This is a genomic window from Larkinella arboricola (assembly GCF_003259745.1).
GTDB classification, from domain to species: domain Bacteria; phylum Bacteroidota; class Bacteroidia; order Cytophagales; family Spirosomataceae; genus Larkinella; species Larkinella arboricola.
In genome coordinates, this window is the sequence record NZ_QLMC01000007.1 from 36,362 (window position 1) to 51,298 (window position 14,937).

A 14,937-nucleotide genomic window follows, 5' to 3' on the forward strand; every position below is an offset into this window, starting at 1 on the left:
CAAAGCGGTCAGGAGCCTTCGGGAGCCAGCAGTGGTAAAGCCACGGTGAAATACGTTTGGTCGGAGGTGACGATGGGGTCGGTTTGGGCCAGGAGACGGTATTTAGCGAGAATATTCGACAAACCAACCTGATTGGACGCCACGCGCCCGGTCTTGCGCTGAAGGTTGTTGCGGACAATCAGCCGCCCTACCTGTGTGGTTTTGATCTCGATCAGCAGCGGTTTATTGCTGTGGATGACGTTGTGCTTGACGGCATTTTCAACCAGCATCTGCAAGGTCAGCGGAGGGAGTCTGTAGGTCTGAAACGGTTCGGTAACCCCGATTTCCAGCCGGATGCCCGCGCCGTAGCGGGTTTTGAGCAGGTGGAAATACGACTGAATAAACGTCAGTTCGGTTTCCAGCGTGGTTAGTTCGTCCTCGTTGGTTTGCAGTAAATACCGGTAAACCTTCGACATTTCGTCTACAAACTCCTCGGCCCGCTCGGGTTCGTCGGCAATCAGCGACGAGAGCGAGTTGAGGCTATTGAACAGAAAATGCGGGTTTACCTGACTTTTCAGGCTTTCGTACTGGCTTTGCAGATTCACTTTCTTCAACTGCTCCTTTTCCAGTGTGTTTTCGCGCCATTTGTTGAGCGAATAAACGCCCTCATCAATGCCGACCGACACCAGATTCGCCACCAGGTTAAGCAGGAGTATTTTTCCGGTCATGGCCGGGTTGTGGTGGTAACCAAACAGATGGAAGGTATCGTAGAGGAAAATGCCGCCCAGGATAAAAACCGGTGTAACCAGCATAAACACCAGCAGCAGGCGCCAGACCCGTTGCCAGGTTTGCCCGAAGTTGGGATACCGCCGAACGACCATCTGCGTCAGTTTGTCGAGGGAAAGCTGACAGCCGCTGGCAATAGCTAGGTTGAGCAGAGTGGCCCATACAAACGTCCAGAAGTCCGACAAATACCGTTCGCCGATTATCCAGTAGGAAATAACCGGAATAAACCAGGGGAACAGCAGCAGAAAGTGCCACTGTCTCGGTTTCCGAAAGCGCGGTAGATGACGGAATAGATCCAAAAAAGAAAACTTCATAACTCGACCGTATCCGCTGAATGTAACGGTTTGGAGAATCTCCAGCACGGTATTCAGGGATTAGTTGCTCAAATTTCTGTCTGAATTGCGAAAAGCCGTTCCTGAATGGTGGTTTTATTTCCCATCGGGTCAGGATCGGGCCGATTGGGAAACCAGCAAAGGCAGCGATACCTCGAAATACGTGTCGGTTTCCAGCACCTGCACTTCTTCCGAACCCAGTTGCCGGAACTTGGCCATCAGATTGGTGAGTCTGGCCTGCGACAAATCCATTTTGACGGTTTTGCGCTGCACATTATTCCTGACCAGCAGCCGGCCCTCCCGGGTGGTCTGAATAGTGATGGATAACGGTCGGCGGGTACTCATGACGTTGTGTTTGATTGCGTTATCAATCAGCGTCTGGAGGCTCAAAGGCGGGAGCAAATGGTCCAGTAGAGCCGCATCGGTAGCCTGATCGATGCGCAGACCGGAGCCATACCGGGTTTGTAACAGATCGGTATAACTGCCCATGAATTCCAGTTCGGTTTGCAAACTGACCAGCTCGCGGGTATTGGACTGGAGCAGATACCGATAAACTTTGGAAAGCTGATCGACAAACTGTTCGGCCCGCTGCTGATCTTCGCCGATCAGCGACGAGAGCGAAGTGAGGCTGTTGAACAGAAAGTGAGGGTTGATCTTGAGTTTCAGCGTGTCGAGCTGGTGTTGAAGGGTTGCCTGCCGAAGCTGTTCATTTTCAGTTTGGTCGTGGTGCCACTGGCGATAGGTGTAAAACACGTTCAACGCTACGCAGAAACAAAGGTCGAACACCAGCCCCAGGACCAGAATCGGACGCACCGACGGCCAGGTAAACGGAACGCCCAGACTCGGAAAAAGGCTGTAGACGAATATGTCCAGCACGGCCAGACCCACGGTAAGCCCGCCCACCAGCACCAGCATCACCAGCGTTCGCAGGGTAGCCTGTTCGACACCCGGATACCGCCGAATGACCCAGCGCACGGACAGCGTCAGGGTAATAACCGAAAACCAGTACAATCCGAAAACAATAGTGGTGCCCAGGGCGAATATCCGTCCGTCTTCAAAGTAACGGGGGCCGATGAAGTAGTAGTTGCCGATTGGAAACAGAATCGGCATCATCAACAAATGGTACCAAAGTTCCCAGCGGGAGAAAAATGCGGTCAATCGCCGGTAAAACTTTTCAATCATAGCAAAGAACGTCGGATCGTATCGTTCTGTCAAATTTTCTCCCAAGTTACTTTTTTTGAAGGATGCTTCAAATCGGAACAACAAACCGGGCCGGAAAACAATGCACCCTGCAAGGGCTGGCGTTAAAACAGTATTCGAAAAGAAGTTGATTTCTTTGGCAAATTTGGGGCATCTTTGCAGAATTTCATTGTTGCCGTTAGCCTGATCCCATGACTTTTCAATCTCAGACTGCTATTGTTACCGGCGCGGGAATTGGTATTGGTTTTGCCATCGCCCGTGATCTGGCCCGCCAGGGCGCTTCTGTTTTACTCAATGACCTCGACGAAGCCGTAGCCCACCGGGCTGCCGCCACCATCCGGCAGGAGGGAGGGCGTTGTCTGGCCTATCCGGGCGATGTTTCCGATGTGGCCTTTATTGAGTCAATGGTCGAAAAAGCCGTTGCCGAGTTTGGTAAACTGACCATTGTGGTGGCCAATGCCGGTATTACCATTTTTGGCGATTTCTTTGATTACCAGCCCGCTAACTTTCAGAAGGTGGTAGACCTGAACCTGCGGGGCAGTTTCTTCCTGACCCAGCTGGCGGCCCGTCAGATGCGGGCGCAGCAGGAAGGTGGAAGTGTGCTGCTGATGTCGTCGGTAACGGGGCATCAGGCCCATCCGGGGCTGGCGGCTTACGGTATGACCAAAGCCGCGCTGGAGATGCTGGCCAAAAATCTGGTGCTGGAACTCTCGCCCTACGGCATCAACATCAACGCCGTTGCACCGGGGGCGACGCAGACGGAGCGCACGCTGGATGACCCGACGTATGTGCCAATCTGGTCGCGCATTACGCCGATGGGGCGACCCGCTACGGTTGATGATATTTCCAACGCGGCCCTGTTTCTGGTGTCTCCGCAGTCGCGTCACATCACGGGCCAGAGCCTGGTAGTCGATGGAGGCTGGACGGCGGTTAGCCCCCCGCCGATTGCGGGTGAATAAGCGTTCTGGTCAAAAAGCTTACCGATACGGTTTTACTTCATGGAGGTAAAACCGTTCTTATTTCCGGCCCAGCGTAATAAGGACAACCCCCGTCAGAATAATCAGAGCCGCCAGAATCGAGGAACTCGTCAGGGCTTCTCCGGCGAAGGCCCAGCCCAGCAGCATGGCAACAACGGGATTGACATACGCATACGTGGAAACCAGTTGCGGAGAAGCGTTGCGGGCCAGCCAGGCAAACGACGAAAAGCCGATGATGGAACCGAAAATAATCAGGTAAATCAGCGACCCGATGGCTTTGACGGGCGCATCACCAATGCTCGTCGGGGTCACGTTTTCCGTCAGCATACTGAACAGGAAAAGAACCCCACCGCCCACCAGCATCTGAACGGCGCTGGAAATCAGCTGCGAAGGCAGGCTCAACTTGCCCGAAAGCAGCGTGCCCAACGCCCAGGAAATGTTGGCAACCATGATCAGCCCGATGCCCAGCCAGGTATTGGTGGTGGACGAAACTCCTACACCCGTCGGTTGCACCAGCAGCGAAACGCCCAGCAGACCAACCAGCAACCCGGCCAGTGATAAGTTGGTGGGCCGGATGTGGCCGAAACTAATCCAGTTAAAGAGAATAATGAAAAGCGGTACGGTAGCCGCCAGCAACGCGGCTATGCTCGTCGGCACGTATTGCAGTGCCACCGACATACACCCGTTGGCGATGGTCAGCAGCAGCACCCCAATCAGGCCAGCCGACACCCATTGCTTCGGGGTAGGGGCTGGCAAACCGCTAATCCGGGCGTACAGGTACAGAATCAGCCCCGCCGTACTAAGCCGCAGCGATGCCATGTAAAGCGGAGGCATCCGCTCGGTCATGAAGTGAATAAATAAATAGGTTGACCCCCACAAGGTATACACGGAAGCCAATGCCATCCAAAGCGTTAAACGGGGCGACTGAATTTTCTTAAGCAGAACGGTATTCATAACTCACTCTTTTTGCTGTTACTGTTACAACAGCAAAGAAATAGAAATATTCCCAGAGCCGAGCCTTAAATTTTTTTAATGGAAATGATTAGTTTTAATAATAGTTAGAATAGGATTTTAAGTCAGTTGTAGTGCGTGCTGGCTTCCAGTGAGAAAGGGATTTTCTCCGTAATCGTAAAGTGGGCCGTATTGTCAAGTACCTGGCGATAGCGATAGATATACATTACAAACAGCGTATCAAACATCGCCGGATCGTTGGTGGTCTTCAACTGGCGCAGCAGTTCATTGACATACATCGCGTCATTCATACGTTTCTGAAGTTTGGGTTAGCAGAAAGAAGCACTTCGTTCGCAATCAGGATTCAAACCAGTTTTTTAAGGACGGATAGTCGTGCAGTAGTTGTTCAACATAGGCGTTGGTTTGCTCATTAACGGTTTTGAGTGTATCGGTGTGTTTGTTAAACCGGCTTACTGTTTCGCTTTTTTGGTTTGAAACCCGGTGGATGGTTGACGGTAAATCCTGAATTAATTCCGCCACGGTATTGATCAATACCTCTTTTAAACTGAGTACATTCTGTACGGTTTCTTCGGGAATAAGTAGACGGTCGCTTTCCTGTAGAACAAAGTTTAAAAAGTGAAAATTTTGGTAAAGTTCATCGGCGGCCTCCCCCCATTGAGGCAGTAAGTTTTCGAAAGGAGCAATCGGATTAGGGCTTTGACGCTTATACATCATATAGGTTACTTGATATTTAAACGACTGATAATGAGTAATTTGATACTGAGTCGTTAGTTTAACCTTTATTTAGATGCTGCTTTCACTAAAAAGTAACAACGTGTTTTTGGGCTTTGTCTAAATTAATAGGAATCAGACTGTAGCCAATGGTTCGTAGGTGGGCGTCAGGTAAGTTACACAGGCAATGTTGTTTTGCCAGACAAATATAAATAAAAAGTAAATAGGTCAGGCAGCGATATTCCGGATAACTCGGACCCCCATTCCGGTTTACGTACAACCGATCCAATCAGTTGTTCCGGAATGTGGGCGGATAAAAAATTGGCGTGTCTGGAAAAGTTGATTCTGGTCATAAAAAAAGCCGGAAGGTTGTCGCTTCCGGCTTCTGATACTAATCCGTTGATCAGTTGAGAAGTATGGATTACAAGTCGGCAATAGCCTTGTTGATTTCATCTTTTGTTTTGCCGGTTTTCTGCTGGACTTTGCCCCACATTTCGTCTTCCTTGCCTTCTTCGTAGGTCAGGTCGTCGTCGGTCAAATCGCCGTAGGCTTGTTTGATTTTGCCTTTCAGTTCATTCCAGCCACCTTTTACAGTTGTCTCGTTCATGGTTGATATGTGTTTTGTGTGAATTATAGTGATACAATTCCGGAGAATTATACCATAATAACCAGCGGCTCGAAGAATTGTTTGAAAAGAGGCCAGTCAGCGCCCTTTTATAAGGTACGGTGTTCATCGACACGGGTCCAGGTCTGGGTTTTGCCAAGCAGCGAAATACCCACGTAGCCCCGGACATCAAGCGTATTGGGATTTTTCAGGGTCAGCTTGCAATTGTATTCTTTGCCATCTTCGGGGTTATAGATCATGCCGTTTTCCCACACTTTGCCGCCGTCGTAATTAAAACCCTGCATGACATCCAGACCAACCAAAGGCCGCGACCGCAGGTTGGCTGCGCTGTTTCTGACGTCGGTGCGGGGTTTACCGGTGGCCGGGTCGGTGGGTTGTTTTAGCCAGACCAGTTTGCCAAAATATTTATCCCCTTTTTTGTAAATCTGAATGCGCCCCTGCTTGGTCCCGTTCAGCCACGTACCCAGAACGGCATCCGGATTGTACTGCGGAGTAGGCTTGAAAGCGGTTAATGCACTGGTAGTCAGGAGGAGTACGGCAAGCCAACGAAACGGTTTCATTACTTTTTAGAATGTTGATGGAACTTCCAGATTAAGTACGGTATTAAACGTAAAAATAATCAAAAAATGTGTGTCCGGAAATGGCTCATTTTTGCGGATTTCGGCTCATTTTTGCACGTCTGATTTCGCAAGCCTCAGCAGGACCGTTATACTATGATAAAACTTGATCCGAACCGCACCTATCCGCACGAAACCGAGTCGCGGACCATCGTCCGGTTTCAGGACTGCGACCCGTTGCAGCACCTGAACAACGCGAAGTACCTCGACTATTATTTCAATGCCCGCGAAGATCAGGTAGCTACCCAATATAACTTCAGTCCGCTCCAGTTGTTTCGCGAATACAAAACCAGTTGGGTGGTTTACCAGCATCAGATTGCCTATGTACGCCCGGCCATGGTGAGCGAGTGGATTCGGATTGTGTCCCGCATTATCTATTACGATGAGGATACCATGATCACCGAGTATTACATGACCGATGATTCGCGGAGGCAACTGAAAAACGTGCTGTGGATGACGTCAAAATACGTCAGCGTGGTGACTGGCAAGCGGATTCCGCACCATCCGGAAGTAATGGCCTTTCTCGATGCCATCAGCATGAAAAATATTGATTTTCATAACCTCAATTTCAACGACCGGATTCGCCAGATTAAAGAGCAACTGGCGCAGGAGGGAAGCGAAGGCGTGAATGACTGAAATAAAGGAAAATTGATAAAGCCCGGAAAGCGGGTTAGCGAGCAGACCGCCCACTAACCCGCTTTCCGGCTAAGGCTCTTTCAATAGAAAACTTCGGTCTTATTTCCCTCAAGCTGTTTAAGCAGGCTAGCCGACACGGTTTTCTGCTCGCTGATGGGATTGCCACGGATGAACAGCTTTTTTAACGTGTGCAGTTGATTAATCTGAACCGGTAATTCGGTCAGCCGGTTGTGGCTCATATCAAGCTCTTCCAGGTATGGCAGTGTAAAGACCTGCGGAGGAACCGTCCCAAAAGCGTTGTGACCAATATCCAGAATTCGCAAATAATAGAGTTTCTCTAGGCTGGCGGGCAGACTAGCCAGGAAGTTGTGATGGGTGTATAGCACCTGAAGTTTCCGCAAACGCCCCAGTTGCCGGGGTAAGTCGTTGAGTTTGTTGTTGGAAAGGGCCAGTTGCTGCAACCGGCGCATCCGGCAAAGCCGTTCGGGCAGCACCCGCAGGTTGTTGTAGTACAAATCGAGCACTTCCAGACGTTTCAGGCGGCTAATGCTGCCGGGAAGCTCGTTGAGCCGCGCCCGGTATAAATTAAGGTCTTTCAGATGACGCATCCGGCGCAGGGGCGCGGTGTTCAGTCCGCCCGAAAAGTTGTTGTAACCAAGCCAGAGGCTTTCCAGTCGGCGGTTTTGGGCGACGGCTTTCGGAACGGCGGTAATGCCGGTTGACTGAATGTTCAGAATTTTCAGGTGTTTGTTGCGGGCCACGTGCAGCCCATCACTGCTCAGCGGATTATACGACACATCCAGTTGACGCAGCTTCGGAATCATAAAGACTTTTTCGGGGATAATGTGAATGCCGTTGATGCTCAGATCCAGTACTTCCAGATTTGGAAACCGGTAAATCACTTCCGGGACTTCCGTTAATTCCAGCGTATTAAAAACCAGGTGTTTAACGGTATCAGGCCGGGTAGTTTTCTCCGCCTGTTCGAGGGTCGTCAGAATGCCCGGACCCCGGCGTAGTTTCCGGCGTGAGGGCTGTTTGCCCACCGCCATACCGGAAGAATACTGATACGGTTTGTCGCCCGTGACCGGAAACCGATACGTCGAAAACCACTGGCAGAGTATGGGATCGATCCGTTCTTTAAACCGCATCAGGACCAGACTATCCGGAGCTTTGCCGGAAAAATTGGTAGAAAATTCGTGATAAACTTTGTCTACCGAACCGTCTGCACTGGCGTAGAGATGGACGAGTAGGTAGCAGGTCGTGTCCTGTAACAGACCGGCCTTTTTAAACATCTGGTTAACATCTTTCTCAAACTGGGTATACAGTTCAAACCGCTTCTTTTCACCGGGCGTCCATTCATCCGGCGATCGAAGCCCGGTGGCCACCGGTACTGTGCCAAAAGTTGGATCAATAACCTTTTCAACGGCGATATATTCTTTCGCCAGTTTTTTAGCGGTGGCCTCGTGTTCCGATTTGGTCAGGCAAACCGTTTGGGCCGTTACACTGCCCGCCATGAGGACACCAAAGAGGATTCGAAAGAGATTGCCCATTGTTTCAACGTAGATTATAGGTGTTTAACGTTAAATATAGTTAATAATTTTAGCCAGGCTCCGTTTTTGGTGCAAAACGCTGCAAATTAGTTTTTAACATTTATTACGAAATTTTTCGTATATCATACTTGACTTCTACGAATCGTTTCGTATACCTTTGTTACGAACTATTTCGTAGATAGGCGGACCCCATCGTCCATTCGTTCGAACAGTAAACAAAAATCCATGAAACCAACAGACGCTGAACTGGAAATTTTGCAGGTATTATGGGCCAGCGGCCCCAGCACGGTCCGGCAGGTGAACGACCGCCTGAGCCAGACAAAAGACGTGGGCTACACCACCACCCTGAAGCTCATGCAGATCATGCACGACAAGGGACTGCTCAGCCGCACCGAAGAGGGCCGTTATCACATTTATCAGGCGCTGGTTGACGAAAAGGAAACCCAGCAGCATTTGCTCAATCGCTTCGTCGACACGGCTTTTCGGGGGTCGGCCATGAACCTGGTCATGCAGGCGCTGGGCAGCAGCAAGGCCACTCCGCAGGAACTGGAGGAATTAAAAAAGCTGATCAATAATCTGAATCCGTCCTCAAACAACGAATCCCGATGAACGCCTTTCCCTTGTTTTCCGAACCTTTCACCAACGCGCTGGGCTGGGCGCTGGTGCATACACTCTGGCAGGCTACGCTGCTCGTTGCGGTGACGGCCCTGGCTTTACGACTGACTCAGGCGCAACGCGCGTCCGTCCGCTACGGCATCAGCATCGGTGCGTTGGCGCTCCAGTTTCTGACTTTTTTAATGACATTCTGGGTCTGCTATGAACCCGTTCGGGCCACCATGACAATCGGTGGAGAGCAGCCAGCCCTGGTGGGGCAGTCAACGCTGGTGATGAACTTGCCCGCTGGCCGCGACTGGCTGGGCGAACTGACTTCCCGATTGAATCAGTATGTACCGCTGCTGGTGACGGTCTGGCTCTGCGGGACTCTGGTGCTGCTCATCCGTCTGGTGGGCGGCTGGTTGTTTGTTCAGCGGCTCACCCGCCGAAACCTCAGTCCGGTCCCCGAAGCCTGGCAGAATTACCTGCAACAGGTGGCCCGTCAGTTGGGCATTTCGGGTGCCGTCCGGCTGATGGAATCCGCAGAAATAACCGTACCGATGACCATCGGCTGGCTGAAACCCGTTGTACTGATTCCCATTGGATTGCTGGCGGGTTTGTCGCCCCGGCAGGTGGAAGCGGTGCTGGCGCACGAACTGGCCCACATCCGGCGGTATGATTATCTGGTCAATCTGGTGCAGTCGCTTGTTGAGATTGTGCTGTTTTTCCACCCGGCCATCTGGTGGTTATCGGCCCGGATTCGGGAAGAGCGCGAACACTGCTGCGATGATGTCGCCATCCAGTTGTGTGGAGAGCGTACCAGTCTGGCACAGGCGCTGGTACATCTTGAGGAACGTCGGCAGTCGGTAGCTGATGCCCCGTCGCTGGCGATGGCCTTCGGGGCCCGCCGGCAGTCATTCATACAGCGGGTGAAACGGGTCATCGGCGTACGGGAACCGCAGTCGGCAATGCGACCAAACGGCCTGGCGGTGGCGGGGTTTCTGGTCTTGCTGGCGGGTTTGGTGGCGGGTCAGCACAGCCATCGATCCACTCACCCCAGCCGCCGGGCCAGTGATTCGATTACGATCAATACCTGGCACTCGGACCCGGCCATCCAGCCGTTTGTGGCGCAGGAAAGGAAGGAAGCACAGCAACCCGAACCGATTCTTGCGATTGAAAACGATACGATTAATCCGGTTGAACAAACCCGCATAGAACAGGCCGTGGAGAGACATGCTCAGGAAATGGAACGGCTGGGTAGGGAGATGGAGAAACTGTATCAGGAACTGGACGGTCATGAACCAGCCATTGAACTGACCGAAAAAGAAATGCAAAAAATGCAGGCCGAGCTTGAGCCGAAAAGAGCCCAGCTGGAAAGCCGGTTTAGACAGGCGGAAAGCCAATGGCTTGCTAAACTCCACGCGGAGGTTGCTCAGTCGCAGAAACGGATCAACGAACTGAATGCGGGGAAAATGGCTCAGCTTCAGGAAAAACTCCGGACCCTACAGGATAAGGGGATGCAGTTGCCGGACGATTCGATAAAAGCGTTCTGGGAGGAAGCGGTTAACCAAATGAATGCGGAAATGCCTCATTTAATCAAGGCCGTTGAACAGAGTGCACGCAAACTGGATTCGCTGAGAGAAAGAAGGCTACCAACCCCGGTTATGGCACCCGCGCCCGCAGTGTCTCCCCGGCCCGCCCGCGCTCCTAAACCGGCAGGCGGCAAAGGGCAATATTGGTACAACGGCAAACGGTACGATAACCCGGCGGATATGCCAGCCGTGCCCGCGCCCCCGATGCCACCCGCAGAGCCGGGTCCGGCAACCGTTGAGGATCCCATTGCCCCGGTTGCGGCTCCGGCGGTACCAACTCCGCCCCAACTTGAAGCCGTACCGGATGCTCCGGCTCCGCCCAACGTCCCGAAAGCTCCGAAAGCCGGCAAGAAAGGCCGTCACATCAAAACAAACAATTGAATCAGGAGAGGAGGAAAGGAGCGTATTCTTTTCCTCCTTTTTTTATTTAAACGCAGCCCGACGCAGCCGGTCGTTGACGGCCCGGCCCAATCCCATTTCGGGCAGCAGGTCCGCTACAATCACGTCAACATCCAGGGCATCCAGGGCGCGCATGGCGGCAAACAGGTTTTTGGCCGCTTCGTTTAGATCCCCCGTTACCGAAAGGATTTGCTGATTTTCCAGCGGAATGAGCCGCGTGAGTTCGTCAAAAGCCAGCACACCAATACGCTCCGGTTTATGCGTTTTCAGGATTTCCTGCGGAGTTTTGAGCAATAACGGTTTGCGGGGGGCGTAGTGGCTGCTCAGCATCCCCGGCGCTTTCGGATTGGAGGTGGAATGGCTGCGTACGGCTACTTTTCCAAGAACCGCTTCGAGTTTTTCCAGCGTCATGCCACCCAGTCGGTACACGATGGGCCCATCGTCACTAAAGCCAATGATGGTTGATTCGATTCCCACCTGCGCGGAGCCACCGTCCAGCACGTACGGAATCTGGTCGCCCAGCTGCTGAACCACGTGCCGGGCGGTGGTGGGGCTGATGTAACCGAACGGATTGGCACTCGGAGCCGCCAGCGGAAAGTCCAGAACCGATAACAGTTTCAGTGCCAGCGGATGATTCGGAATCCGGATGGCCACCGTATCCAGTCCCGACGAAACCAGGTCGGGAATAACGGCTTTTTTGGGTAACAGAATCGTGACAGGCCCCGGCCAGAACCGTTCGGCCACCCGCCGGGCTTTTTCCGGAATCGCGGTAACAAACGTCTCCGCTTTGTCGAGCGAGTCGGTATGAACAATAAGCGGATCGAAGGAGGGGCGGTTTTTTACCTTGAAAATCTTTAGCACGGCATCGGGATTGAGCGCATTCCCGGCTAGCCCGTACACCGTTTCGGTGGGCAGGCCAATCACCTCGCCCTGTTCCAGAAACTCCTTTGCCTTCTGAACATCCGTTCCTACTAGTACCATGCCGCAAAGGTACGGATTTCCGGTTATCTCCTTTAAATTGGGTACCGGATCCGTTTGGGGCAAAAAACTTTTTGAGCCTACTGATCGGGCTTCTCGGATCTGAAGGCCAGACCAGACCCCTCACGTCAGACTTTCCGGGTTCGGGCAGAAATCCACGTTCATTTTTCACGGATGCCGCTGACGAACCCGGTTAATCGGTGGCGGCATTGGCGGTTCAAAAACAATTGATTCAGCAAAAAGATAACCGGCTGCGGTAGTCTTCCGGATCCGGTTCGGCGTAGTAGTGAGAAGAGAAAAGTTAGCTTTTCTGCTCGAAAGAATGGATAATTAGCGTATTCAGTATTACTTTTAACTGCTTATTTTACTATTCAATCTTGGTGAACTACTCACTAAACCAAAAATCAATGGATGTTCCACAAATAAAAAAGGCAGCGAAGGTTTACGACGTTGTCATTGTTGGCTCAGGAGCCGGGGGCGGCATGGCGGCTTATCAGCTGTCCAAAGCCGGTGCTAACGTTGCTCTTTTGGAAGCCGGAGGCTATTTCGACCCTGCTGACCCAAAGTACATTAACCAGTTAAAGTGGGTGTATGAATCGCCCCGGCGCGGAGCCGGAACCACCCGGGCGTTTGGTGATTTCGATGCGGCCTGGGGCGGATGGGAGATTGAAGGAGAACCGTATTCGGCGGCTAAAGGAACAGAATTTCACTGGTTTCGTTCCCGGATGCTCGGCGGACGAACCAACCACTGGGGCCGGATTTCACTGCGGTTCGGACCGGATGATTTTAAACGCAAAAGCTTGACGGGGATTGGTGAAGACTGGCCGCTGGGCTACGAAGATTATGCTCCGTATTACGACAAAGTAGACGATCTGATCGGGGTGTTTGGCTCCAAAGAAGGACTACGGGATGCACCCGATGGCCGCTTTTTGCCGCCCCCCAAACCCCGTCTGCACGAGTTGATGATTAAGAAAGCGGCCAAAGGAATCGGTATTCCGGTTATTCCTTCGCGCTTGTCCATTCTGACGAAGCCCATTCACGACCGGGGCGGCTGTTTCTACTGCGCACAGTGCGGCCGGGCGTGTCAGGCGTATGCCGACTTCTCGTCGTCGTCGGTATTGTGTATTCCGGCCGTGAAAACCGGGCGGGTAAACCTGATCAACAACGCCATGGCGCGGGAAGTCCTGACGGACGCCAAAACCGGTCTGGTAACGGGCGTTTCGTACGTGGATACCCTGACGATGACCGAACAGGCGGTGATGGGCAAAGTGGTTGTGCTGGCCGCCAGTACCTGCGAAACCGCCCGGCTGCTGCTGAACTCCAAATCACCGCGTTTCCAGAACGGTCTGGCCAACTCCAGCGGTGTAGTGGGTAAATACCTCAATGACTCAACGGGCGCTTCGCGCAGTGCGTTTATCCCGTCGCTGATGGATCGCAAACGCTACAACGAAGACGGTGTGGGCGGTGCGCACATCTATACCCCGTGGTGGCTCGATAACAAGAAACTTGATTTCCCCCGCGGGTATCACATCGAGTACGGCGGTGGTATGGGGATGCCGATGTACGGTTTCGGTTTCGGTATGGAAGGCCGTAACAACATGGTGCCGGGTCGGGATGGCAAACCGAAAGAAGCAGGTGGCTACGGCGCCGATCTGAAAGACGATTTCCGCCGGTTCTACGGTGCCAACATCGGCATGGCCGGTCGCGGTGAACCCGTCCCGCTGGAAAGCAACTACTGTGAAATCGACCCAAACACCGTTGACCGGTACGGGATTCCGACGCTGCGGTTTAACTACAAGTGGTCGGATGCCGAGATCAAGCAGGCCAAACACATGCAGGATACGTTCGAGGAGATCATCCACGCGATGGGCGGTATTCCGCTGGGCAAAAAACCCGGTCCGGAAAACAACTACGGCCTGGAAGCTCCCGGTAAGATCATCCACGAAATTGGAACGGCCCGGATGGGGAACGACCCGAAAACCTCGGTATTGAACAAATACTCGCAGGCGCACGACGTTAAAAACCTGTTCGTTGTCGATGCTGCGGCCTTCCCGTCGCAGGGCGACAAAAACGTTACCTGGACCATTCTGGCTAACTCCTGGCGGACCTCCGACTACATCATCGATCAAGTCAAACAGAAAAACATCTAATCCTCCGATTACCTCTGATGTTCTCTGATTATCTCTGATTAATAGTTCTTACACAGAGTTGATCAGAGAACATCAGAGGTGATCGGAGAAATCTCAGACTATGAAACGTAGAGATTCTCTCAAGGCCATTACCTTAAGCAGTTTGGGGTTTGCCGGGCTGAACCCGCAGATTGCCGCTGCGGAGTCGATTGTCCCGCCCGACATTAAGCCGGTGAAAATTCCCGGTGGTCGGCAGAAATTTGAAGCGGAGCGCGATGCCAAACTGAAGGCCGACAAGTTTTTCACGCCCCACGAACTACGGACCGTTACCGTGCTGGGCGATATCATCATTCCGGCCGATGCCAAATCCGGGAGTGCTTCGCAGGCGGGTGTTCCGGCGTTTATCGAGTTTATGATGAAAGACCAGCCGCAGTGGCAGACGCCGATGCGGGGCGGCATTCGCTGGCTCGACAACGTGTGCGTGAAGCGATTCGAAAAGAAATTTGCGGATTGCACCAAGGCGCAGCAAATTGAAATCGTCGATGAAATTGCGTATCCGGCCAAAGCGAAGCCAAACATGTCGCAGGGCGTTTCCTTTTTCAACATGATGCGCGGTTTTGTAGCCACCGGCTTTTTCACCAGCCCCATCGGCATCAAAGACCTTGGCTACGTCGGTAACACTCCCAACCAGTGGGAAGGCGTTCCGGCGGATGTACTCAAGCAGTACAACCTGAGCTACGACGAGTAGGCAATTAAGAATTAAGAGTTAAGAGTTATGAGTTGGCTGGCGCACCCATTGATGTAAAGCTTTAACTTATAATTCTTAACTTTTAATTTTTAACTCTTAACTCTTAACTTTT

15 protein-coding genes are annotated in these 14,937 nt (G+C 52.4%); 6 read left to right on the forward strand and 9 right to left on the reverse strand.

Going from position 1 to position 14,937, the window contains the following annotated elements; genetic code table 11:
* Positions 1–8 precede the first annotated feature (8 nt).
* Both LX87_RS23945 and LX87_RS23950 read right to left on the reverse strand, forming a co-directional pair.
* Entirely contained in the window at positions 9–1,079 is a 1,071-nt protein-coding gene (locus LX87_RS23945) for a sensor histidine kinase (RefSeq protein WP_111630837.1), read from the reverse strand.
* A 129-nt stretch (positions 1,080–1,208) separates the two neighbouring features.
* On the reverse strand, positions 1,209–2,279 hold the full coding sequence (locus LX87_RS23950; RefSeq protein WP_229310801.1) for a sensor histidine kinase: 1,071 nt from the start codon (positions 2,277–2,279) through the stop codon (positions 1,209–1,211).
* Positions 2,280–2,488: 209 nt separating this feature from the next.
* Between LX87_RS23950 and LX87_RS23955 the strand changes: the two genes are divergently transcribed.
* A complete protein-coding gene (locus LX87_RS23955; RefSeq protein WP_111630838.1) occupies positions 2,489–3,256 on the forward strand; it encodes an SDR family NAD(P)-dependent oxidoreductase in 768 nt (255 codons plus the stop codon).
* Between the two features lie 57 nt (positions 3,257–3,313).
* On the opposite strand, the gene LX87_RS23960 is transcribed toward LX87_RS23955, so the two are convergent.
* The 5 genes from LX87_RS23960 to LX87_RS23980 all read right to left on the reverse strand — a co-directional run bounded on the left by LX87_RS23960 (position 3,314) and on the right by LX87_RS23980 (position 6,142).
* A complete protein-coding gene (locus tag LX87_RS23960) occupies positions 3,314–4,228 on the reverse strand; it encodes an EamA family transporter (RefSeq protein WP_111630839.1) in 915 nt (304 codons plus the stop codon).
* A gap of 122 nt (positions 4,229–4,350) precedes the next feature.
* On the reverse strand, positions 4,351–4,536 hold the full coding sequence (locus LX87_RS23965) for a hypothetical protein (RefSeq protein WP_111630840.1): 186 nt from the start codon (positions 4,534–4,536) through the stop codon (positions 4,351–4,353).
* 46 nt (positions 4,537–4,582) lie between these two features.
* Complete coding sequence (locus LX87_RS23970; RefSeq protein ID WP_111630841.1) at positions 4,583–4,960, reverse strand: hypothetical protein; 378 nt, start codon at positions 4,958–4,960, stop codon at positions 4,583–4,585.
* A gap of 418 nt (positions 4,961–5,378) precedes the next feature.
* The gene (locus LX87_RS23975) at positions 5,379–5,564 is read right to left on the reverse strand and encodes a CsbD family protein (protein WP_111630842.1); all 186 of its coding nucleotides are present in this window, start codon (positions 5,562–5,564) and stop codon (positions 5,379–5,381) included.
* Positions 5,565–5,671: 107 nt separating this feature from the next.
* Positions 5,672–6,142, reverse strand: coding sequence for a DUF2147 domain-containing protein (locus tag LX87_RS23980; protein WP_111630843.1), 471 nt, complete (start codon positions 6,140–6,142; stop codon positions 5,672–5,674).
* A gap of 153 nt (positions 6,143–6,295) precedes the next feature.
* On the opposite strand from LX87_RS23980, the gene LX87_RS23985 reads away from it, so the two are divergent.
* Positions 6,296–6,835 (forward strand): acyl-CoA thioesterase, encoded by a 540-nt coding sequence (locus LX87_RS23985; RefSeq protein ID WP_111630844.1) that lies wholly within the window; start codon positions 6,296–6,298, stop codon positions 6,833–6,835.
* Between the two features lie 80 nt (positions 6,836–6,915).
* Here the strand turns inward: LX87_RS23985 and LX87_RS23990 are convergent, their stop codons facing one another.
* A complete protein-coding gene (locus LX87_RS23990; RefSeq protein WP_111630845.1) occupies positions 6,916–8,385 on the reverse strand; it encodes a leucine-rich repeat domain-containing protein in 1,470 nt (489 codons plus the stop codon).
* A gap of 225 nt (positions 8,386–8,610) precedes the next feature.
* On the opposite strand from LX87_RS23990, the gene LX87_RS23995 reads away from it, so the two are divergent.
* Together LX87_RS23995 and LX87_RS24000 are read left to right on the forward strand one after the other, a co-directional pair.
* Complete coding sequence (locus LX87_RS23995; protein WP_111630846.1) at positions 8,611–8,994, forward strand: BlaI/MecI/CopY family transcriptional regulator; 384 nt, start codon at positions 8,611–8,613, stop codon at positions 8,992–8,994.
* Entirely contained in the window at positions 8,991–10,952 is a 1,962-nt protein-coding gene (locus tag LX87_RS24000) for a M56 family metallopeptidase (protein ID WP_111630847.1), read from the forward strand. The genes LX87_RS23995 and LX87_RS24000 overlap by 4 nt, the downstream gene beginning before the upstream one ends.
* A 42-nt stretch (positions 10,953–10,994) precedes the next feature.
* On the opposite strand, the gene LX87_RS24005 is transcribed toward LX87_RS24000, so the two are convergent.
* Positions 10,995–11,951, reverse strand: a complete 957-nt coding sequence (locus LX87_RS24005) for an L-threonylcarbamoyladenylate synthase (protein WP_111631039.1) — start codon at positions 11,949–11,951, stop codon at positions 10,995–10,997.
* Between the two features lie 404 nt (positions 11,952–12,355).
* On the opposite strand from LX87_RS24005, the gene LX87_RS24010 reads away from it, so the two are divergent.
* Together LX87_RS24010 and LX87_RS24015 are read left to right on the forward strand one after the other, a co-directional pair.
* Positions 12,356–14,098, forward strand: a complete 1,743-nt coding sequence (locus LX87_RS24010; protein ID WP_111630848.1) for a GMC oxidoreductase — start codon at positions 12,356–12,358, stop codon at positions 14,096–14,098.
* A 100-nt stretch (positions 14,099–14,198) separates the two neighbouring features.
* Complete coding sequence (locus tag LX87_RS24015; protein WP_111630849.1) at positions 14,199–14,825, forward strand: gluconate 2-dehydrogenase subunit 3 family protein; 627 nt, start codon at positions 14,199–14,201, stop codon at positions 14,823–14,825.
* Positions 14,826–14,937: the final 112 nt, after the last annotated feature.